The organism is Streptomyces sp. NPDC020299 (genome assembly GCF_044387825.1).
Taxonomy (GTDB): domain Bacteria; phylum Actinomycetota; class Actinomycetes; order Streptomycetales; family Streptomycetaceae; genus Streptomyces.
The window spans coordinates 492,412-512,014 of record NZ_JBIRWL010000002.1 but is presented as its reverse complement, the minus strand read 5'-3'; the positions used below and the strand labels follow the sequence as shown (position 1 = coordinate 512,014).

The following is a 19,603-nucleotide window of genomic DNA, read 5'->3' as shown; positions in this document are numbered from 1 at the left end:
CGACGCCGTCCGCCAGGACGACGCTGGAACGGCAGATGTTCAGCCCCGCAGGGTTCCAACTTCTTCGCGAACAAGCTCTGCTGTCGTGAGGCGAGCAGAGCGCCATCAGTCGGAGCAGGTGCACACTCGACGCATGACGTGTGATCAGTGGTCAACGCAGGGCGCTCTCCATTTCGCCCCGGTGATCAGAGACCCACTGATACGCCTCCTGTACCTCTGTCACTGCCCCGGTATCGCGGAGCCGGACCATTGCGCGGTTTCCGGAGTCCGCAGCAGCTTCGATGCCACGCCAGCACCTGTCCTGCCACCACAAGATCACGGAAACGAGATCACTCCGTTCGATCAGCCCATAGCTGTCAGCGATCAGCCTCAACCGTCGCGCGGTTTGGAAGGTGTCTCCGACACCTGGCCCAAGTCCGAGATACTGCCAACACACGTGCGCGACATCGTGAATGCGCTCACCCGGCGCGGCCAAGTCCCAGTCGATGAAGGCCACTGGACGCAAGGCACCGCTCACGGGCCGATAGACGGTGTTCTTGGGCGAGAGGTCGTTGTGACATACGACCTCGTGTGATCCGGCCAGTTCCGTGCCTGACGTCACGTCGTGGAACTCCCGCACGAGCTGAGCAACCCGCACCAGGCTTTCGTCGGAGTACACGGCCGTAGGCTGCTGCGGTTCCCAGGCCACGTGCCCTTCGAGGTAGGTGAGCACTTCGCGCCCCTCCTCGTCGATGCCGCGGTAGCGCGGTGCACCGGTCCATCCGCTGGTTTCAAATGTCTTCAGCAAGTGGCCGATGAACCCGGTCCTGGCCGACGCGGGGCGGCGCACGGTGGACCCGACACGCACAACGTGGTTGACCAACCCACCAGGCAAGGACGACTCAGTCATCCCTCCATCGTGCACGATCTCCACGTCGAACTCTCCACACTCAGCACGTTTCTCACCGTGTCCGGAAATGGGGAAGGTGGGGAGCAATGAGCGACAGGCTGAGGAGTCGGCAGCCGGAGCCCTGCCGTACCTCCGGAGACGCCTGAGGGCATCGTCCATCTCCGCCGCCGTTGCGCGGTCCGGTCGACCACGGCACCGAGATGACCGCCGCGCCCGAAATGGCGACGAGTGGTGACGCGTGCTCAGGCGGAGGTCGTTCGGCGGGAGCGGGCCCGTAGAAGGAGCGCGGTGCCTGCTGCGGCGGTGAGGAGTACGCCGCCGGCGGCCCAGGCCAGCGTGGGGGTGCGGGATGACCCGTTTGATTGCTGTGCCAGGCACTTCTTTCCGGGGGCGGCGGGGGCGATACGCAGTCGGGCCCAGGGCTTGTCGGGGCCGGTCTGGTCGACGTCGTGCCGGTAGACGACGTAGTTGCCGGGTTCGGAGTCGCAGGTCAGGGTGGTGGTGGCGGTCAGGACCGCTTTGGCGCCGCGCAGGACGGGGCGGTCGGTGAAGGCGCGGGAGGTGAGGGTGATGTCTCCGTCCGATCCCTCGTCGTCGTTGTCCGTGATCGTAATGCGGCTGCCGGCCCGGAAGGTCCGCACGTCCCATTCCGACTGGGGCCACGTTCTGTCCGGGGCCCAGCGTTCCTCCAGCCTGGGCGGGGGCAGTTTCCTGACCTTGTTCCGGCAGGCGCGGCGTGCCGCCTCGTCGGCGGGTTCCACGCGCACCCGTGCCCATCGGAACGGATGCTCGTCCGGGCCCACGTCTCCGGCGCCACGCCGCGTCACCGGGTAGGTGCCAGGCCGGGTGTCGCAGGCGATGGTGACGGTGGTGGTCAGCACCGGATACATCATGCGCAGCTTCCCTGCCGCAACGAACGCGGGGGAGTTGATGGTTGCCAGGTAAGTGGCGTCGCTGGCCTTGGTGTTGACCGTCAGTGTGTCGCCGGGATGCACCGAGCGGACACTTCCGAACGGGAGCGAGGGCCCGGGCGGGGACGCCGAGGCCGGCCCGGCTGCCAGGAAGGGGAGCAGGAGGGGGAGTGCCGCCCACGCGGTCTTGCGGAGTCGGTCCATCGCTACACCCTGTCCTCTTATTTGATGACATGCCAGTTGTTACTCAGTAGTACATTATCGTCACTCGAACGAATATATGTGCGGGTTCCGGGTAGTTCGGGGCCCGCTCACCGTTCGGCCCTCTCCAAGACGGAAAGGCATCTTCTTGCGTTCCAGATACAGATGGATTCCAGCCCTTGCTCTGGGCCTGGGTGTAGGAATTCTCGGCGCCGGAACGGCATCGGCCGGGACAGGCGATCCGTCACCAGTGGTCTCCGCCCCAGCGACGGCCTCCGCCCCACCGACGGCCTCCGCTTCACCGGAGACTCCTGGCACCGGGCCTCAGGTCCCGCCGACGCTGCCCGCGCCCTCGCCGTCGTCGACAGTCGCGGGGGCCGTCGACCCGAGCGACTCCGCCACCCCCTCAGGGCCGAGTCTGAGTGAGGAGGAGAAGTACTGGACGGCGAAGCGCATGGACGACGCCGTCCCGGTCGATACCCTGCCGGATCCCGCTCCGGCCGCCTCGAAACACGGCATCACCGCAGGAAAGGCCGTCACGCACCGGCCGCCACCATCGGGCACCCCCACCCCGGAGCACTTCCTCGGTCACCCGATGATCGGCACGTTCTTCTTCGACGGCAAGCCGCTGGGCGGCAAGAGCACGTACTGCACGGGCAGCGTCGTGCACACGGCCGCCAAGGACATCGTCCTGACCGCCGGACACTGCGGCCTCGGCCTGAAGTCGGCCACCCACCGCATCTTCGTGCCGCGATACCGCATCGGCAAGCCCGCCGCCGAGCAGCCGGACGGCGTGTTCCCGGTGTCCCAGCTCTACATAGACCCGCGCTACGAGAGGAACAGCAAGAAGGCGGTCTCCGACCTCGACCTGGCCTTCGCTCAGGTCGCCTCCAACAGCCGGGGCAAGGTGGAGGATGTCACGGGAGCCCTGACGTTCACGCCGACCACCAGCTACCACCACAAGGTCACCGTCATCGGCTATCCCGATGACGTCAGCGTCAACCCCGACCATGTACCGGTCCGCTGCCCCGTCAGCACCTCCCAACTGCCGGGCTTCCGGCAGATGCGTATGACCTGCACCGGCTTCTACGGTGGCGTCTCCGGCGGTCCGTGGATCGAGGACTACAACAGCACCACCGGCACCGGCAAGGTCATCGGCAACACCGGCGGGTACAACGGCGGCGGCAACGACGCCAACGACGACTGGGTGACGTACGCGCCGGTCTACGGCAAGGATGCCGAGGACCTGTTCGCCGACGCCGCCGCGCACCGGAACGTGGATGACCACAAACCGCCGTACCAGCCGTCCGAGGATCCCTGGCTGCCCGGACCCGCATCCACCTGGCAGCACGCCAAGCTGCTGGCGTCGGGCGACTTCCGCCAGACCGGCCACAGCGACATGATCGTGGTCTGGACCGACGGCGAGGTCACCCTCTATCCCGGCAACGGAAACGGCGGCTACGACACCGAGCGGCAACTGCTGGCCTCCAACAGCACGTGGACCCACGCGGCCACCATCACCGCCGGTGACTTCACCGGGTCCAACCAGTTCGACCTGCTGGTCCGCTGGTCCGACGGCGAGGTCACCCTCTACGGCGACGTCGGCTCCAAGGGACTGAACTGGGCCGGCACCCAGATGATCAAACCCAACGACCTCTGGAAGAACGCCATCCAGATCGCCGCCGGCCGCTTCAACGCCTCCCAGTACGTCACCGACCTGGTCGTCCGCTGGATCGACGGCGAACTCACCCTCTACACCAACGTCAGCGCCGGCACCTTCGGCCAGGAACACCAACTGAAGCCGAAGAACGACACCTGGAAGGACGCCACACTCCTGACCGCCGGTGAATTCTCCGGCAACCAGAAATGGGACCTCATGGTCCGCTGGACCGACGGCGAACTCGACAACTACGTCGGCACCACCACCTCGGGCCTCGGCACCGAGCAGCGCATCCTGAACCCCAACGAGCTCTGGACCCACGACACGGCCATGACGACCGGCGACTACACCGGTAACAACCGTACCGACGACCTCGTCATCCGCTGGTCCGACGGTGAGACCACCATGTACACCGACACCGGCACCAACCACCTCGGAACCGAGCACATGCTCGTCGCCCCCACCTCCTGAACCCACCAGAACCGCCCCCGGGCCGGACACGGAACACCGCGCACCGCCCGGGGGCGCCGCGCCGTACGGATCGAGGAATACGACGGCTGCGAGGCCCTCCCCCATGACAGGACCGGATGCCGTGTCGTCCTGTGCCCTCTTACCGGTGACGTCACATCAAATGACATACCAGGCGGGCAAGTTGCGCCGGGAGGTCACGAGTGGCTGGCAGTGGCTGACCAGCTCCAAGGGGAGCGACTTCGTCCGCAACACGCGCAACGACGACGTGGTCTACGTGCACATGACCGATGGCAAGGTGTACTGCGTCGAGAACAACAGCCACAGGTCCTTCATCAACGACGAGCCGCAGCGCTTCGTGGACGGAATCCGCATCTCGTCCAACCCCAACTGCTGAGCTGAGGGCGCGTTCGACGGCGTGGGGGGGGGCCATCGCCCCGCGCCGCTGAAGGTCCTGGTCACGCCGGCAGGCGGCGGCACGTGCGTGCCGACCGCCTGCCGGGGCCTTCTCAGGCCTGGACGAGCACGGTGCACCAGACCTCGTTGTTGTCGCCGATGCCGCAGTCGGCGATCTCTCCGCTCCGGATCTTCGTCCAGACACCCTTCTGCCGCCAGTGCCAGGTACCGACCCGCGAGAACCGCTCGTGGTACCCGCGGGAGGCGAACGTGAAGGCGTCGACGTCCACGCCGGTGCCGTTACCGCCCCGCGTGCCGTTGCCGAACGAGTCCTGCTTGCACTTGGCGTGCTTGAACTCGCTCGCGGTGCCGCCGCCCCAGTTCCACACGTCGCAGTAGTGCGGGCCCGCGCCGAGGCTCGTCGTGTAGTGCATCGTGCCGCCGGTCCTGTTCTTCACCGCGCCGCACAGGGGACCCACGCACCCGTCCGCCGAGGCGGTCGTCGCCCCCGCGACGACCGCTCCGGACGCCATGAGGGCGGTGGTGACGACGGCGACGGCCGTCCGGTTCGCTCGGGACATCATCTTGCGCATGCAGTTCCATTCTCTCGTTGCGTCGGCTCGGTCACGCCGCGCGCGGCTGCCGGCAGGGCAGGTGGCAACGCCGCTCTCCGGGAGCTCTGCGCGGGCCGCCGTCGGGGTTCTGTCCGGCACGCGGCGGCTGCCGCGACCCGCCTGACGGCCCGTGAGGTGAGGATCTAAGGTGAACCTTGCGAAAACCTTGTGACGGCCGTTCCGTGACGGCCCCGGAGCGAAAGACGGAGGGCCGTTGGAACCCCGGCTCCTGCTCGGCGGACGAAGAGCCCAGCAACCGGCCGGACGTTCCACCGCCTGTTCCGGGTGAGGCACGATGAACCTGCACCTGCTCGGACCTTTGGAACTGCGCGTCGCGGGGCGCGTGGTCGACCTGGGGCAGCCGCGTCGTCGAGCGGTCCTCGCGGCGCTGGCGGCCGACACCGGCCGGCCGGTCCCTGTGACCACGTTGGTGGACCGTGTCTGGGACACCGCCGCGCCCGACGGGGCCCGGTCGGTCCTCTACTCGCACATCAGCCGTCTGCGGCGGCTCCTCGCCGCCGCGGCATCGGCGTCAGGCGGTGGCGAGGCGGAGGTCCCCCCGCCACCGCTACGCATCAGCAGGGCTTCCGGTGGATACGTTCTGGAGGCGGACGAGCACGCCGTCGATCTGCTCCGCTTCCGCTCGCTCGTCGCGCAAGGGCACGAGCCGCACCGGTCCGACACACGCCGCGCACACCTCCTGGAGGAGGCACTGCGGCTGTGGTGCGGTGTGCCGCTGGCGGGGCTGGCGGGGGCGTGGGCGGAGCGCACGCGGATCGCCTGGACGCAGGAACGTGTCGAGACGGCGCTCGCCTGGGCCCGCATCCTGGTGCGGCAAGAAAGGCCCAGGGAAGTGCCCACCGTCCTGCAGCCCTTGCTGGCGGAGCACCCGCTGTGCGAGCCGCTCGCCGTGGCGGTGATGCGGGGCCTGGCTGCCGCCGGACGAACGGCCGAGGCAGTGCACACGTACACCGGGATCCGTCGGCAGCTCCGCGCTGAGCTGGGCGTGGCTCCGGGTCCTGAACTGCAGGCGCTGTACGAGGAGATGCTGCGCGGCACCGGACGGGAGGAGTCGCCGGGTGCGGGGTCCGAGCCGGTCGCCGTCCGTACGCCCGCCCCGGCCCCAGTCCCGGTTCCCGCCCAACTCCCCATGGACGTACGCCCCTTCAGCGGGCGAGAGGATCAGCTGGCCGAGCTCACGGGGCGCCTGGTCGCCGCGGACGGCCCGGACGGTACGGAGGGCGGGGCGGCGGTGGTCGTCTCCGCCGTCTCCGGCACCGCGGGCGTCGGCAAGACCGCGCTGGCCGTGCGCTGGGCGCACCAGGTGCGTGAGGCTTTCCCCGACGGACAGCTCTACGTCGATTTGCGAGGCTACGATCCGGACGAGCCGGTCTCCGCCGCTCAGGCCCTCGCCGGGTTCCTCACCGCCCTGGGCGTGCCCGGCCAGGAGATACCACTGCGGCTCAGCGACCGGGCTGCGCGGTATCGCACCGCGGTCGACGGTCGGCGTCTGCTCGTCCTCCTCGACAATGCCGCCTCCGCGGCGCAGGTCCGCCCGTTGCTGCCCGGGAGCCCGACGTGCAAGGTGCTGATCACGAGCCGGGACTCGCTGTCGTCGCTGGTGTCGGTGCACGGGGCGCGGCGCGTGGTCGTCGACGTCCTTTCCCCGCACGAGGCGCTCGCCCTGCTGCGCGACCTGATCGGGCCGCGCGTCGACACGGACCACGCGGCCGCCACCACCCTGGCCGAGCAGTGCGGGCGGCTGCCCCTGGCGCTGCGGGTGGCGGCCGAACTGGTGCTGTCACGTCCCCTGGAACCCCTGGCCCACCTGGTGGAGGAACTGCGGGATCACCGGCGGCGTCTCGATCTGCTGGACGCCGGCGACGGTGATCCCCGGGCTGCCGTTCGGGCCGTCTTCTCCTGGTCCTACGACCGCCTTCCCGAGCATGAGGCACGCCTGTTCAGGCTGTTGGGCCTGCACCCGGGGCCCGATGCGGAGGTGCACTCGGCCGCCGCCCTGGCCGGCGAGACCGTGGAGCGGACTCGGCGGGCCCTGGACGTCCTGGCCCGTGCGCACCTGGTGCACCGGAGCGGTCCCGGCCGCCACGGTATGCACGACCTGCTGCGCGTCTACGCCGCGGAGCTCGCGAACCGGCACGACGGGGCGGTTGAGCGCGACGCCGCCGTGACCCGTCTGCTGGACCACTGCCTGGCGGCGTCGGCGGTGGCCATGGATGTGCTGTATCCCGCCGAACGGCATCTGCGTCCCGCCGTCGAGGTATCCGACACCGGTCTGCCGCCGCTGCGTACGGCCGACGAGTGCCGCGTGTGGCTGCGCACCGCGCAGCACACACTGGTGGCGCTGTGTTCCAGGACCGAGGAGCCCGGGCCGTCCCGGCACACCGTGCGGATCGCCACCACGCTCCACCGCCATTACGAGCGCTCGGGGCATTTCGCCGACGCGCTGACCGTTCACACGCACGCCCTGCGGGCGGCCCGTACGGTGGGAGACACCCGTGGTGAGGTCGATGTCCTCGCCTGTGTCGGCGCGGTCCACCGGCGGCTCGGGGACTACGAGAGCGCCCACCAGCACCACGCGGATGCGCTGTCGCTGTGCCGTGACGTCGGGTATCGGGCTGGGGAGGCGCGTCATCTCACCAATGTGGGCGTGCTGCACGAGTTGCAGGGCCGGTACCGGGAGGCCGCCGAGCATCACGAGAGGGCGGTCGAACTGTTTCGCCTGGCCGGTGACGCCCACGGTGAGGCCGACGTGCTGAACAACCTCGGCATCGTGCAGGAGTTGCTGGAGGACTACCGGGCGTCGACCGAGCGGTACCGGGAGGCGCTGGCACTGTACCGGCAGACGGGCCATACGTTCGGGGAGGCCAGCGCCCTCGGGAACCTGGGGATCGTACTGGCGCGGCTGGGCGACCACGCCGCCGCTGCCGGACACTTCGAGCGGGCGCTCGCTGTCTTCCGCCGGCTCGGACACACCGGCGGAGAGGCGCACGCGTTGTCCAACCTGGGCAACGCGCTGTGCCGTCAGGGCCGGTACGAAGAGGCCGCCGAGCACCAGCATCAGGCCCTGGCCAACTTCCGGCGGACCGGGGAACGCTACGGAGAAGCGGGCGCCCTCAACGGCCTGGGCGAGGCCCTGCACGGCACAGGACAACACGCCCAAGCCCTCCAAGCCCACACATCGGCACTGGAAGTGGCCCGTGAAATCACCGAACAGGAAGAACAGGCCCGCGCCCACACCGGAATAGCCCACATCCAGCAGGAAAGAGGGGAACACGCTCGAGCCGTGGAGCACCTCCACCAAGCGCTGTCCCTCTACACCGCCCTGGACTCCCCGCGCGTACAAGAAGTACGCGACACCCTTCTCTCCCTGACCGGCCGGTAGCCCGTCCACGGGTACAGACCCAGGGTCATCCCGACGAGGGCCCCGCGCCCCGCAGCCCCGCCCGGCAGCCTCGGCGAGCCGCAAACCCTCCCGCTACTTATAGTGGCCATTTGGTAACACTACGAGAAGAGATGACCCCTCATGCCCGTGACCGTATATGCCGACGTCGACTATCAAGGCAAGAGCGCCACGCTCCACCAGGGACGTCACAAGATCGACCCGTCCATGAACGACTGCATCTCCTCCGTCCGCGTGCCGTCCGGGTGGAAGGCGACGCTCTACGAGCACGCGGACTTCACCGGGGCTCAGATCACCCTGGACGCGGACACCCGGAAGGTGGACGGCGCCCTCCACGACAAGGCGTCCTCGATCGTCGTCGCCGAGACGGACGAGGACGATGGCCAGTACATCTTCTCCGCGGAGAACGGTGACAACTGGTTCTACTTCGAGGACCACTCGTCGGGCGCCTGACACCGCATCCCCGAAAGACGGTGAGGGCGCCGGGACCCGGAGGTGCTTCCGGGTCCCGGCGCCCTGGCTGGGCGACACGGGCCCGGCTCGTATCAGAATCGTGACTATCGGGCTTCGCACGCCCCTCACCTGCACAGTCGTACATTCCGCCATCAGCTATACGCACGGCGTATACATGCTGTGTATACACAGTGTGTAGAGTGCTGCCATGTCCATCGGTCACACCCTTTTGGGGCTCCTGGAGTCCGGCCCGCGCCATGGCTACGACCTGAAGCGGGCCTTCGACGAGAAGTTCGGTCACGACCGGCCGCTGCACTACGGCCAGGTCTACTCGACGATGTCCCGGCTGCTGAAGAACGGCCTCGTCGAGGTCGACGGGATCGAGGCCGGCGGCGGCCCCGAGCGCAAGCGGTACGCGATCACCGAGGCCGGCATCACGGACGTGGAGCGGTGGCTCGCGTCCCCGGAGAAGCCGGAGGAATACCTCCAGTCGACCCTCTACACCAAGGTCGTCCTCGCGCTGCTGACCCGTCGCGACGCCGCCGAGATCCTCGACACCCAGCGCTCGGAGCACCTGCGCAGCATGCGGATCCTGACCGACCGCAAACGCAAGGGCGATCTGGCGGACCAGCTGATCTGTGACCATGCCCTGTTCCACCTCGAAGCCGACCTGCGCTGGCTGGAAATGACCGCCGCGCGCCTTGACAAACTTCGTGAGGCTGTAGCCCGATGACGACTTCTCCCCTTGGTTCCCTGCTCGCCGCGCACGACCTGCGCAAGGCGTACGGCCCCACCCTCGCGCTGGACGGCGCCGAGTTCTCCATCCACCCCGGCGAGGTCGTCGCCATCATGGGCCCCTCCGGGTCCGGCAAGTCCACGCTGCTGCACTGCCTCGCCGGCATCGTGCCGCCCGACTCCGGGTCGATCACCTACGACGGGCGTGAACTGACGAAGATGAGCGATGCCCAGCGCAGCGCGCTGCGCCGCTCCGAGTTCGGGTTCGTGTTCCAGTTCGGCCAACTGGTGCCCGAGCTGACCTGCGTGGAGAACGTGGCGCTGCCGCTGCGGCTGAACGGCACGCCCCGCAAGGACGCCGAGCGGACCGCGCTGGGCTGGATGGAGCGCCTGGAGGTCGATGACCTGAAGGGCAAGCGGCCCGGCGAGGTCTCCGGCGGTCAGGGCCAGCGCGTCGCCGTGGCGCGGGCGCTGGTCACCGGACCGCGCCTGCTGTTCGCCGACGAACCCACCGGCGCGCTCGACTCCTCCAACGGCGAACGCGTGATGCAACTGCTGACCGAAGCGGCCCGCTCGACCGACGCCGCCGTCGTCCTCGTCACCCACGAGACACGCGTGGCCTCGTACTCCGACCGCGAGATCGTCGTCCGCGACGGAAAGTCCCGCGACATGGAGCGCGCCGTATGAGTCCTCGCCAGTGGGCCAGAGACCTGGCCCTGGGGGCCCGCTTCGCCGTCACCGGCGGACGCGAGGGCTGGATTCGGATGACGCTCACCGCCGTCGGCGTCGGCCTCGGCGTGGCACTGCTCCTGCTGTGCACCGCCCTGCCCAACGTGTTCGCCGCCCGCCAGACGGTGGAGGACGCCCGCTTCGACTACACGTACTCCAAGAAGACCCCGCCGAAGGCCGACAACACCTTCCTGATCGCCGACACCGACACCACCTGGCACGACGACGACATCCGCGGCCGGCTCGTCGAGCCCGAGGGCAAGCGGGCGCCGCTGCCTCCGGGGGTCGCCGGCTTCCCGGGCAAGGGCGAGATGGTGGTCTCCCCCGCGCTCAAGGACCTGCTCGCCTCGGACGGCGCCAAGCTGCTGCGGGAGCGACTGCCCTACAAGATCACCGGCACGATCGGCGAGAGCGGACTCATCGGCTCCCACGAACTGGCCTACTACGCGGGCACCTCGGGGCTGAACCTCACGGACGTCTCCGGGGTGCACCGGCTGGCCCAGTATGGCAAACCGGACGCGTCCCCCGGGAAGACCGATCCCGTGCTGCTGCTCATGGTGCTGGTCGTGTTCGTGGTACTGCTGACCCCGGTCGCCGTGTTCATCGCCGCCGCCGTCCGCTTCGGCGGCGAGCGCCGCGACCGCCGGCTGGCCGCGCTGCGCCTGGTCGGCTCGGACAGCCACATGACCCGGCGGATCGCGGCGGGCGAGGCACTCGCCGGAGCCCTGCTCGGCCTGGTCATCGGCACCGGCTTCTTCCTCCTCTGCCGTCAGACGCTGGGCTCCACCGAGGTGCTGAACGTGAGCGTCTGGCCCAGCTACCTCGACCCCTCCCCCGCGCTCGCCGCGCTGGTCGCGGTGGCGGTCCCGGTCGCCGCCGTACTCGTCACGCTGCTCGCGATGCGCGGCGTGGTGGTGGAACCCCTGGGCGTCGTGCGCGCGGGCAAGCAGCGCCGCCGCCGGCTGTGGTGGCGACTGCTGCTGCCGCTGGCCGGACTCGCGATGCTCTACCCGATGATCGGCAAGGGCCACAAGAACGGGAACTTCAACCAGTACCTCGTCATCGGCGGCGTGCTGCTGCTGCTGATCGGCATCACCGCGCTGCTCCCCTGGGTCGTGGAGGCGGTTGTCGTCCGCCTCGGCAAGGGCGCGCTGTCCTGGCAGCTCGCGGTACGGCGGCTGCAGCTGAGCAGCGGAACCGCCGCACGCATGGTCAACGGCATCGCCGTCGCCGTGGCCGGAGCCATCGCTCTGCAGATGCTGTTCACGGGAACGCAGAGCCAGTACACCAAGGCCACGGGCGACGACCCCGGCCGGGTCCAGATGCAGGTCGACTTCAGCGACCGCAAGCCGCTGTCCGGTGTCGAGCGCGAATTCACCGGCACCAAGGGCGTACGGGCGGCAGTTGCCCTGGCCGGCCTGCAGTACGGGGACGTGCGCCGCGACCCGGAGAACACCAGCGGCATGACCGTGGGTAACTGCACCGCCCTGCGTGAACTCGCCAAGCTTCCCTCCTGCAAGGACGGCGACGTGTTCGTCACGCGGACGAGGAGCTACTACGCCTCCCCCAGCAACGCCGGCGAGATCGCCTTGGTGAAGCCCGGTCGGAAGCTCTACATCGACCCGTCGTACGGCGACGCCACCGAACGCGGTATCGAGGCGCCCTGGACCGTTCCGGCGAACGTGCGGGTGGTGGACGCGCGCAAGGACTCACTGGACAGCGCCAACAGCCTGCTGGTCACTCCCGCCGCCCTGCCCTCCAAGGCCGCACCCGCGTTGTTCTCCGACGGGGTCTACCTGCGTCTTGACACGTCGGTGCCGGACTCACGGGAGTACATACGCAACGTCGCCGCCAGGATCGACCCCTTGGCACACGCCTACAGCTGGTCGGCGACCGAGGAGGACGCCAAGTACACCTCCATCCGCACCGGCCTGTTCGTCGGCTCGGTCTTCGTGCTGGCACTGATCGGCGCGAGTCTGCTGGTCTCCCAGCTGGAGCAGCTGCGCGAGCGCAGGAAGCTGCTCTGCGCACTGGTCGCCTTCGGCACCCGGCGCCGCACGCTGAGCCTGTCGGTGCTGTGGCAGACGGCCCTGCCGGTCGGCCTCGGCCTCGTACTGGCCACAACGGTGGGTGTCACCCTCGGCTCGGTGCTGCTGAAGATGACCCGTACACCGGTGGCCATGGACTGGGCGAGCGTCCTGACCATGACCGGCGTGGGCGCGGCCGTGGTCGGCGTGGTCACGCTGCTCAGCCTGCCGCCGCTGCTGCGGATGATGCGCCCGGAGGGCCTGCGCACGGAATAACCCCTCACACATCCCCCGAAGTGGGCTCCTCCGCCAGGAGGAGCCCACCCCTGCACACCTTCGGTCCCCTCGCTGACCTGCGCGGATTCCTCGACGATCAAGACCTACAGCGGCGACTGGACGCGACTAGAATATTTGTTCATGTAGGTTGGACAAATGAGGTGATTTTGGTCTCGTCCGGACACGGCGTGTCCAGCGAGCCCCCAGCGCGAGGAAGTACCGATGAGGCTCAATCCCGTCCTCTGCTCCGCTGCTTCCGTTCTCGCCGCACTGGCGCTGCTCGGCGCCTGCAGCGGCGGCTCCGGCACCACGGCCACGTCGAGCGGCAAGCCGGTGGTCGGCGTCGACTACCCGCGCTCCGACACCGACTTCTGGAACTCGTACATCAAGTACACGCCGGAGTACGCCAAGCAGCTCGGCCTCTCGCTCAAGACCACCAACTCGCAGAACGACATCGCCAACCTCACCGCCAACGCGCAGACACTCATCCTCCAGGGCGTCAAGGGCGTCGCGATGGCCCCGCAGAGCACCTTTGCCGTCGCGCCAGTGCTGGCTCAGCTGAAAGCGGCGAAGATCCCGGTCGTCACCATCGACACCCGTCCGGACACCGGCAAGGTGTACATGGTGGTCCGCGCCGACAACCGCGCCTACGGCGAGAAGGCCTGCAAGTACCTCGGCACGAAGCTGGCCGGCAAGGGCAAGGTCGTGATGCTCCAGGGCGACCTCTCATCGAGCAACGGGCGTGATCGCACGCAGGGGTTCAACGCATGCATGAAGGCGAACTACCCGGACATCAAGGTGTTCGGAGAGGCCACCAACTGGGACGGGGCCGTCGCCGCGCAGAAACTCCAGACCGACCTGTCAGCCCACCCGGACATCAAGGGCATTTACATGCAGGCCAGCTTCGCCCTGTCCGGAACGCTCCACGTGCTCAAGCAGCAGGGGCTGTTCGCCGGCCCGAAGGACAGGAATCACGTGTTCGTCGTGTCCAACGACGGCATCCCCAGGGAGCTCAAGAACATCACCAACGGCGAGATCGACGCCACCGTGTCCCAGCCGGTCAACCTTTACGCCAAGTACGCCCTGTACTACCTGAAGGCCGCGATCGACGGGAAGACGTTCAAGCCCGGCAAGACCGACCACGACAGCACCATCGTGCGGGTCCGCGACGGACTTCTGGAGGACCAGCTCTCCGCCCCGCTCGTCACCGCCGACGGCGGCACGTACGGCGGCGTCCCCAGCCTCAAGAGCACCGACAGGTCTCTGTGGGGCAACAGCCTCGACTGACACCCCGCCAGACCGCCGACGAAGGCGAGCGGGACAGGGAACCGCAGGCGGATCGGGGTGGTGTGTCAGTGGGTTCTGACACACCACCCGGATGCCTTCCGGCCCGCTCTCGCCCTGCTCTAGTGGCCGAAGCCGTAGGCGAACAGGTGGGCGGTGCCCGTGGAGCCGGTCACCGGCAGGGTGATCGAGGCCACCTGTTTGGACGGGTCGAGCGGGACCTTGGTGGCGAAGACGTAGGTCTTCACGCCGTCGCGGCCGCCGCTCGCGGTGTTGCGGTAGGACGTCGCGACGGCCGTCGTGTCGTCAGGACGGGGCTTGCTGCCGCCGCCGCCCAGCGTCCAGTCCGAGAAGCCGACCGTCGCCTGCGAGGCGGTGCCGTCGGTGTAGGTGACGGTCAGTGTGCCCGAGACCCCGCTGCCGTCGGTCGGCGCGTTGGCCGCCGCGCCCAGCAGGCCCAGCGAGGAGCCCGACGTGGCGTCCGGCATGGGGATGGTCTGGCCGGCCATCTCCAGGTTGTCCGGCTGACCGGACTTCACCGTCGGCCAGGTGTAGGAGATGCCGTCGGCCGTGACGGTGGAGCCGCTCGTGACGCCGGCCGCCGACAGCGCGTTCTGCGAGTACGCCCAGCCGCCGCCGTCGAAGCCGGCTGAGAAGTGGGTGCCGTCGGGATAGACGCCCTCGTTGGTGTCGTACGGCCACAGCGCACCAGCCTTGGCCACGGCCACACGGAGGGTCGCACCGCTCAGTGCCGCACCGGTCGTGTGGTCGGTCAGGGCGAAGGTGACGGGAAACGTTCCTTCGTCCGGGCCCGCCGTCACGTGGACCTTCGCCTCGGCGCTGCCCGCAGCGGGCACCGCCACCGAGCCGGACCCCGCGTCCAGCGTGACGCCGGAGGGCGCCGTCGCCTTCCAGTCGGCCGTGACGGCCTTGCCGCCGAGGTTGGTCAGCTTGAGCGTGGCGTCACCGGACGCGCCCGGCTGGAGGACGAGTCCGTCGCTGGTGGGACCGGTCGCGGCCAGCACCCGGTCGCCGCCCGTGGTGTCCGAGGGGGGCGCCGCGGACGGGCCGGACGCCCAGGACTTGTCGGGCTGGTTCCCGAGGGTGAAGTCGAGCGTGCCCGCGCCCGCGAACTGCTGGTACGTGAGCCAGGAGGTCTGCCACGCCTTGCCCTTGACGTTCAGCGACTGCACGTAGGGCGCGTCGGGCGCGGCCTCCGGTGCGTTGATCCGCACCGACTTGCCGCTCGCGAAGGTCACCTTGGCCACCGGGAACACCGGGCTGCCGAGCACCAACGTGTCCGCGCCCGGAGTCTCCGGGTACATGCCGAGTGACGACCACACGTACCAGGAGCTCATCGCGCCGAGGTCGTCGTTGCCGAAGGAGCCGACCGGAGCGTTGAAGTACAGCCTCTGCTGCGCGTCGCGGACGGCCGCCTGGGTCTTCCAGGGCTCGCCCGTGTAGGCGTACTCCCAGGGGATCTCGACGCTGGGCTCGTTGCTCAGGTCGGCGTCGGTGCCACCGGGGTGGGCGATGTCGTCGAGCAGGCTGTCCAGGTAGGACGAGTACGCCTGGGCACCGCCGCGCGCCTGGATGAGCTGCTTCAGGTTGAACGGGACCATCGGCGTGTACTGGGCCGAGGTACCCTCCACGAAGCCGTTGGAGGTACCCGGGGTGAAGCCGCCCGCGAACTGGCCGTCCTTGTTCTTGCCCTGCATGTAGCCGGTCTGCGGGTTGAAGACGTTCATCCAGTCCTGTGCGCGGGTGGCGAACTTGGTGTACACGTCCGTCTTGCCCAGCGACTTCGCGAAGGCGGCGACGGCGTAGTCCGCGGAGTCGTACTCCAACTGGGTGGAGACCGGGCCGTAGAAGTTGCAGCAGCCGTAGTCGTTCTCGTCCAGCGGGAGGTAGCCCTTCGCGTCCCGTACCGACTCGCCGGGGCGGTCGTTGTTGGGGGTGGTGGCCTCGTGCTGGAGGGCGGCGAGCGCCTTGGCCGTGTCGAAGCCCCGGGCGCCGAAGGCGTACGCGTCGGCGATGATGCCGGCGGCCGGGTCGCCGACCATCACGTAGCTCTCGCCGTTGTTCGAGGCCCACTTGGGCAGCAGGCCCGTCTGGTCGTAGCCGTTGAGCATCGAGGTGACGACGTCACTGGTGACCTTGGGCTCGACCATCGCCATCAGCTGCGTCTGGGACCGGTAGGTGTCCCAGCCCGAGTAGTTGGCGTACTGGGCCTGTTGCCCCTTGGCCAGCTTGTGGATCTGGTTGTCCATGCCCATGTACTGGCGGTTGGCGTCGGAGAAGACGTTCGGATGCAGCAGTGCGTGGTAGAGCGCGGTGTAGAACTGTACCTGCTGGTCCGCGGTCCCGCCGCCGATCTGGATCTTGTTCAGCACCGCGTTCCACGCGTCGTGGTTCGCCTTCGCCACGGCGTCGAGGTTCCAGTTCTTGATCTCGCTGCCGAGGTTGCCCGCCGCGTTGGCGTCACTCGTGTACGAGATGCCGACCTTCGCACGCACCGTCGGGTCGGCGGAGGTGTCGAAGGTCAGATACATGCCGTTCGCGCCCGTCGTGGGCGGCTGGGCGGCCGCGCCGGAGGGTGTACCGCCGCTCCTGTGCACGGTCGGGTACGGCTTCGCGGGCACCGTGAAGTGCTTCTCCTTGAGCGTCTTGGACGTGCGCGGCGGCACGGTCCGGCGGACCTTGCCCGCCTTCAGCGACGTCGCGCCGGGGTTGATGGTGCCGCCGACCCAGGTGCCACTCGCGGTGAACGGCTGGTCGAACTTGATGTCGAAGTGCAGCGTGTACCGGTTGCCCGCGCCGCAGAAGTGACCGCTGTCGACCGAGCCGCTGATCTCCTTGCTGTTCACGACCTGGACGCGGGTCCCGTCGACCTGCGTGGCGCCGCCGCTGAGCTTGAACAGCAGGTTCGCCTGCTGCCCCGTGGGGAAGGTGAAGCTGCCGAGCCCGGCGCGAGTGGTGTCGGTCAGCTGGGTCTTGACGCCGCCCGAGTCGGTCACCCCGTAGTACCCGATGCCGGTCTGCTCGTCGCCGTGGGCGAAACCGATGGACGCGTTGCCGAGGTTGCCGGACAGCGCGCCGGTGACCGGCAGGACGGGCAGGTCGCCCGCGACGCCGCAGCCGGGGCCCGAGACATGAGTGAGGCTGAAGCCGGAGATCTTCTTGTCGTTGTACTCGTAGCCGCCGCCGTCGGGGCGGTGGGGCGTGGTGTCGGGACCCCACTGCACCATGCCGCCCGGCATGTCGGGGCCGGGGAAGGTGTCCACCGCACCGGAGGTGCCGATGAGAGGGTTGACCAGGGACGCGGCGTCCTTCACCAGGGCCGGCGTTCTGGTGCTCGCGGCATGGGCGCCCCCGATCGCCGGGATCGGGAGTACGGCGACGCCCATGACGGACACCACGGCCAGGCGTTGACGGAGTCTCTTGCGGTGTGGTGGCACAGCTGAACGTTGGGTTCTGAGCATCGGTTGCCTCCGCAGCGGTTCCCACTTCGCACATGAGGTGCCGACGTGCCGAAACAGGGCGAACGCCGACGGTGGCAACGTTGTCAGTCCGCCCCGAGCGGGTCTGACAACGTTGCCATGTACGAGAGTCGAGTGAAACGCGTGCTCTCACGACGTGTCAACGAAACCAACAGGACTTTCTGAGCGCGGAGTTCACATGCGGGACTTCCGGCGCCGTGAACTCGGTCTGCGGGCGGCCGCGTTCGGCCGAGAAGCGGCCGGCCTGAGAATGCCGTCTTCAGGATCCCCACGATCTGCCCGCCAGGCGGCCCGCAAATGTCCTCAACGGGCCCAGGATGCTGACTGCCGTCCCGGACAGCAGCGGCCTGGTCCGGCGCGTGGGCCGCACTGATCTCGATGGCTTCGGCCACGTACCGGTACGCCGTGGCGGTCCCGACGCCGAAACCGGCGGCGAGTTGGGCGTACGTGTGTCCGCACCGCACAAGGGGCGCCGTTTGGGTTCGCGAGTACTCGCCCGCGTGGTTCCGGGTAGGCCGGCTCTCGAGCGGGTGGAAGCCGAGGTCGGCGAGCGCCGTCTCGTGAGGCTCAGCGTGTGTGAGGTCGTGGACGGCGGCCATCAGGTCGATGACGGGCTTGGCCGCCGGCCCCGGGACAGCTGTTGAGCCGATGTGCTCGATCTTCACGAACAGCGCGGGTGCCGCTGCCCGGAGAGCACCGATGGCGGCAGTGGCTTGCGCCCAGCCACCAACGCCCGCCCTCACCATCCGAGGTTGGATCCTGGTGCTCGGGCGGGACTTGTCGTCGTCGCCGACCTGGAGGGCATCTGCCGGGGTTTCCACGGGCGTCCAGGTGAGCTCTCGCAGGTGGACCAGTCCCTCGATCCCGTCGGCGACCTGAACGAAGACGCCGAACGGGACCAGCTTGGTGACCTGGCCATGCAGCTTCTGTCCCGCCGCGATGCTGTCGACGAATGCTTGGAAAGGATCCGGCCGCGTGGCTCGCAAGGACAACTCGGCGAACGAGATGAACCCGACGCCGGGGAGGACCGGGTGGTCGGGGCCGTCGTCCGGCGCCACGAACACGCCGAACCGTTCGATTGCTGTGACGGTGCCGGAAAGGAGCTCGCCGCAGTGCAGTGAACGGCCTTACCGTCACGGCGAGTCGGGCGGGGTCAGTGCCGTCAGGCACTCGGCCACGGCATGGGTCATCGCATCCCGGGCCGGTGCCAGGTAGCGACGCGGATCAACCAGGTCCGGCTGCCCGGCCAGCACGGCCCGGACCGCGCGGGTGAAGGCGACGTTGAGCAGCGTTCCGATGTTGATCTTCGTCATGCCCTGCTCCACGGCGGCCCGCAGTGCCGTGTGCGGCACACCCGACGAACCGTGCAGAACCAGCGGCACGGACACTTCGTCCCTGATCCGCGCGATGAGTTCGAGGTCGAGCGCGGCGGTCCGGGAGACCATCGCGTGGCTGCTGCCCACCGCGACGGCCAGCGCGTCCACACCGGTCTCGGCGACGAACCGGGAGGCGTCCTTCGGGTCGGTGCGCATCCCTGGGGTGTGCGCCGATCCCTTGCCGCCGATCTCGCCCAGCTCCGCCTCCACGAACAGGCCGTGGCCGTGCGCCCAGCGGGCGGCCTCGCGGGTCGCGGCGATGTTCTCCTCGTCCGGCAGCCGGGAAGCGTCGAACATCACCGAACTGGCCCCGCACTCGGCGGTGCGGTGCAGCAGGGCGACGTCCTCGACGTGGTCGAGGTGCAGTGCGAGCCGGGCGTCGCCGTTCCTGGCCGCGGCGGTCGTGGCGGCGGCCAGGGGCATGACGTCGCCGCCGTGGTGGCGTACGGCGTTCTGGCTGATCTGGACGATCGCCGGCCGGCCGGTTCGCCGCGCGGCGTCGGCGACGGCCTGGACGTGCTCCAGGGTGATGACGTTGAAGGCGGCTATGCCGGAACCCGACGCATGGGCTTCGGCGATCAGGTCCGCGCTGCGGCAGAGCATGACGTCCTTTCGGAGGGAGGGGCCCCGGACGGCCGGGGCCGCTGTGCGCCGGGCGCGTGG

Annotated in this window: 14 protein-coding genes and 2 pseudogenes; 8 read left to right on the top strand and 8 right to left on the bottom strand. The window is 69.0% G+C overall.

Annotation, left to right across the window (positions count from 1 at the left end; genetic code table 11):
- Positions 1 to 151: 151 nt before the first annotated feature.
- The 3 genes from ACH45E_RS06430 to ACH45E_RS06420 form a co-directional block, all read right to left on the bottom strand.
- Positions 152 to 913 carry a phosphotransferase gene (locus ACH45E_RS06430; RefSeq protein WP_361444066.1) on the bottom strand — a complete coding sequence of 254 codons (762 nt, stop codon included), beginning with the start codon at positions 911 to 913 and terminating at the stop codon, positions 152 to 154.
- Between the two features lie 218 nt (positions 914 to 1,131).
- Positions 1,132 to 2,004, bottom strand: a complete 873-nt coding sequence (locus ACH45E_RS06425) for a hypothetical protein (RefSeq protein ID WP_361444069.1) — start codon at positions 2,002 to 2,004, stop codon at positions 1,132 to 1,134.
- A gap of 321 nt (positions 2,005 to 2,325) precedes the next feature.
- A complete protein-coding gene (locus ACH45E_RS06420) occupies positions 2,326 to 2,457 on the bottom strand; it encodes a hypothetical protein (RefSeq protein WP_361444072.1) in 132 nt (43 codons plus the stop codon).
- On the opposite strand from ACH45E_RS06420, the gene ACH45E_RS06415 reads away from it, so the two are divergent.
- Both ACH45E_RS06415 and ACH45E_RS06410 read left to right on the top strand, forming a co-directional pair.
- The gene (locus ACH45E_RS06415; RefSeq protein WP_361444075.1) at positions 2,456 to 4,132 is read left to right on the top strand and encodes a trypsin-like serine protease; all 1,677 of its coding nucleotides are present in this window, start codon (positions 2,456 to 2,458) and stop codon (positions 4,130 to 4,132) included. The two genes, ACH45E_RS06420 and ACH45E_RS06415, sit on opposite strands and share 2 nt — an antisense overlap.
- 160 nt (positions 4,133 to 4,292) lie before the next feature.
- The gene (locus tag ACH45E_RS06410) at positions 4,293 to 4,526 is read left to right on the top strand and encodes a hypothetical protein (protein ID WP_361444078.1); all 234 of its coding nucleotides are present in this window, start codon (positions 4,293 to 4,295) and stop codon (positions 4,524 to 4,526) included.
- A 112-nt stretch (positions 4,527 to 4,638) separates the two neighbouring features.
- Here the strand turns inward: ACH45E_RS06410 and ACH45E_RS06405 are convergent, their stop codons facing one another.
- The gene (locus tag ACH45E_RS06405) at positions 4,639 to 5,118 is read right to left on the bottom strand and encodes a hypothetical protein (RefSeq protein WP_361444081.1); all 480 of its coding nucleotides are present in this window, start codon (positions 5,116 to 5,118) and stop codon (positions 4,639 to 4,641) included.
- Between the two features lie 316 nt (positions 5,119 to 5,434).
- On the opposite strand from ACH45E_RS06405, the gene ACH45E_RS06400 reads away from it, so the two are divergent.
- From ACH45E_RS06400 to ACH45E_RS06375, 6 genes are all read left to right on the top strand, one after another.
- On the top strand, positions 5,435 to 8,542 hold the full coding sequence (locus ACH45E_RS06400) for a tetratricopeptide repeat protein (protein ID WP_361444084.1): 3,108 nt from the start codon (positions 5,435 to 5,437) through the stop codon (positions 8,540 to 8,542).
- A gap of 141 nt (positions 8,543 to 8,683) precedes the next feature.
- Positions 8,684 to 9,013 (top strand): peptidase inhibitor family I36 protein, encoded by a 330-nt coding sequence (locus tag ACH45E_RS06395; protein WP_361444087.1) that lies wholly within the window; start codon positions 8,684 to 8,686, stop codon positions 9,011 to 9,013.
- A gap of 208 nt (positions 9,014 to 9,221) precedes the next feature.
- Entirely contained in the window at positions 9,222 to 9,746 is a 525-nt protein-coding gene (locus ACH45E_RS06390; RefSeq protein WP_361444090.1) for a PadR family transcriptional regulator, read from the top strand.
- Positions 9,743 to 10,435 carry an ABC transporter ATP-binding protein gene (locus tag ACH45E_RS06385; RefSeq protein WP_361444093.1) on the top strand — a complete coding sequence of 231 codons (693 nt, stop codon included), beginning with the start codon at positions 9,743 to 9,745 and terminating at the stop codon, positions 10,433 to 10,435. Before ACH45E_RS06390 ends, ACH45E_RS06385 begins: the two co-directional genes overlap by 4 nt.
- The gene (locus tag ACH45E_RS06380) at positions 10,432 to 12,780 is read left to right on the top strand and encodes an FtsX-like permease family protein (protein ID WP_361444096.1); all 2,349 of its coding nucleotides are present in this window, start codon (positions 10,432 to 10,434) and stop codon (positions 12,778 to 12,780) included. The genes ACH45E_RS06385 and ACH45E_RS06380 overlap by 4 nt, the downstream gene beginning before the upstream one ends.
- 222 nt (positions 12,781 to 13,002) lie before the next feature.
- The gene (locus ACH45E_RS06375; protein ID WP_361444099.1) at positions 13,003 to 14,067 is read left to right on the top strand and encodes a sugar ABC transporter substrate-binding protein; all 1,065 of its coding nucleotides are present in this window, start codon (positions 13,003 to 13,005) and stop codon (positions 14,065 to 14,067) included.
- 119 nt (positions 14,068 to 14,186) lie between these two features.
- On the opposite strand, the gene ACH45E_RS06370 is transcribed toward ACH45E_RS06375, so the two are convergent.
- The 4 genes and pseudogenes from ACH45E_RS06370 to ACH45E_RS06355 form a co-directional block, all read right to left on the bottom strand.
- Positions 14,187 to 17,471: a lectin gene (locus tag ACH45E_RS06370; RefSeq protein ID WP_361444102.1), complete on the bottom strand. Its 3,285-nt coding sequence runs from the start codon at positions 17,469 to 17,471 to the stop codon at positions 14,187 to 14,189.
- Positions 17,472 to 17,917: 446 nt separating this feature from the next.
- Positions 17,918 to 18,028: pseudogene (locus ACH45E_RS06365) on the bottom strand (transposase family protein); the annotation flags it as partial.
- 54 nt (positions 18,029 to 18,082) lie between these two features.
- Positions 18,083 to 18,622 (bottom strand): annotated as a pseudogene (locus ACH45E_RS06360) (GrpB family protein); the annotation flags it as partial.
- Between the two features lie 75 nt (positions 18,623 to 18,697).
- On the bottom strand, positions 18,698 to 19,543 hold the full coding sequence (locus ACH45E_RS06355; protein ID WP_361444105.1) for a class II fructose-bisphosphate aldolase: 846 nt from the start codon (positions 19,541 to 19,543) through the stop codon (positions 18,698 to 18,700).
- Positions 19,544 to 19,603: the final 60 nt, after the last annotated feature.

Bases quoted from the DNA above. Each gene is read 5' to 3' on its own strand.
- ACH45E_RS06375 (WP_361444099.1), top strand. From the start codon at position 13,003: ATGAGGCTCAATCCCGTCCTCTGCTCCGCTGCTTCCGTTCTCGCCGCA.
- ACH45E_RS06425 (WP_361444069.1), bottom strand. From the start codon at position 2,004: ATGGACCGACTCCGCAAGACCGCGTGGGCGGCACTCCCCCTCCTGCTC.
- ACH45E_RS06400 (WP_361444084.1), top strand. From the start codon at position 5,435: ATGAACCTGCACCTGCTCGGACCTTTGGAACTGCGCGTCGCGGGGCGC.
- ACH45E_RS06405 (WP_361444081.1), bottom strand. From the start codon at position 5,118: ATGCGCAAGATGATGTCCCGAGCGAACCGGACGGCCGTCGCCGTCGTC.
- ACH45E_RS06410 (WP_361444078.1), top strand. From the start codon at position 4,293: ATGACATACCAGGCGGGCAAGTTGCGCCGGGAGGTCACGAGTGGCTGG.
- ACH45E_RS06355 (WP_361444105.1), bottom strand. From the start codon at position 19,543: ATGCTCTGCCGCAGCGCGGACCTGATCGCCGAAGCCCATGCGTCGGGT.
- ACH45E_RS06415 (WP_361444075.1), top strand. From the start codon at position 2,456: ATGGACGACGCCGTCCCGGTCGATACCCTGCCGGATCCCGCTCCGGCC.
- ACH45E_RS06380 (WP_361444096.1), top strand. From the start codon at position 10,432: ATGAGTCCTCGCCAGTGGGCCAGAGACCTGGCCCTGGGGGCCCGCTTC.
- ACH45E_RS06370 (WP_361444102.1), bottom strand. From the start codon at position 17,471: ATGGGCGTCGCCGTACTCCCGATCCCGGCGATCGGGGGCGCCCATGCC.
- ACH45E_RS06385 (WP_361444093.1), top strand. From the start codon at position 9,743: ATGACGACTTCTCCCCTTGGTTCCCTGCTCGCCGCGCACGACCTGCGC.
- ACH45E_RS06420 (WP_361444072.1), bottom strand. From the start codon at position 2,457: ATGCGCTTCGCCGTCCAGTACTTCTCCTCCTCACTCAGACTCGGCCCT.
- ACH45E_RS06390 (WP_361444090.1), top strand. From the start codon at position 9,222: ATGTCCATCGGTCACACCCTTTTGGGGCTCCTGGAGTCCGGCCCGCGC.
- ACH45E_RS06395 (WP_361444087.1), top strand. From the start codon at position 8,684: ATGCCCGTGACCGTATATGCCGACGTCGACTATCAAGGCAAGAGCGCC.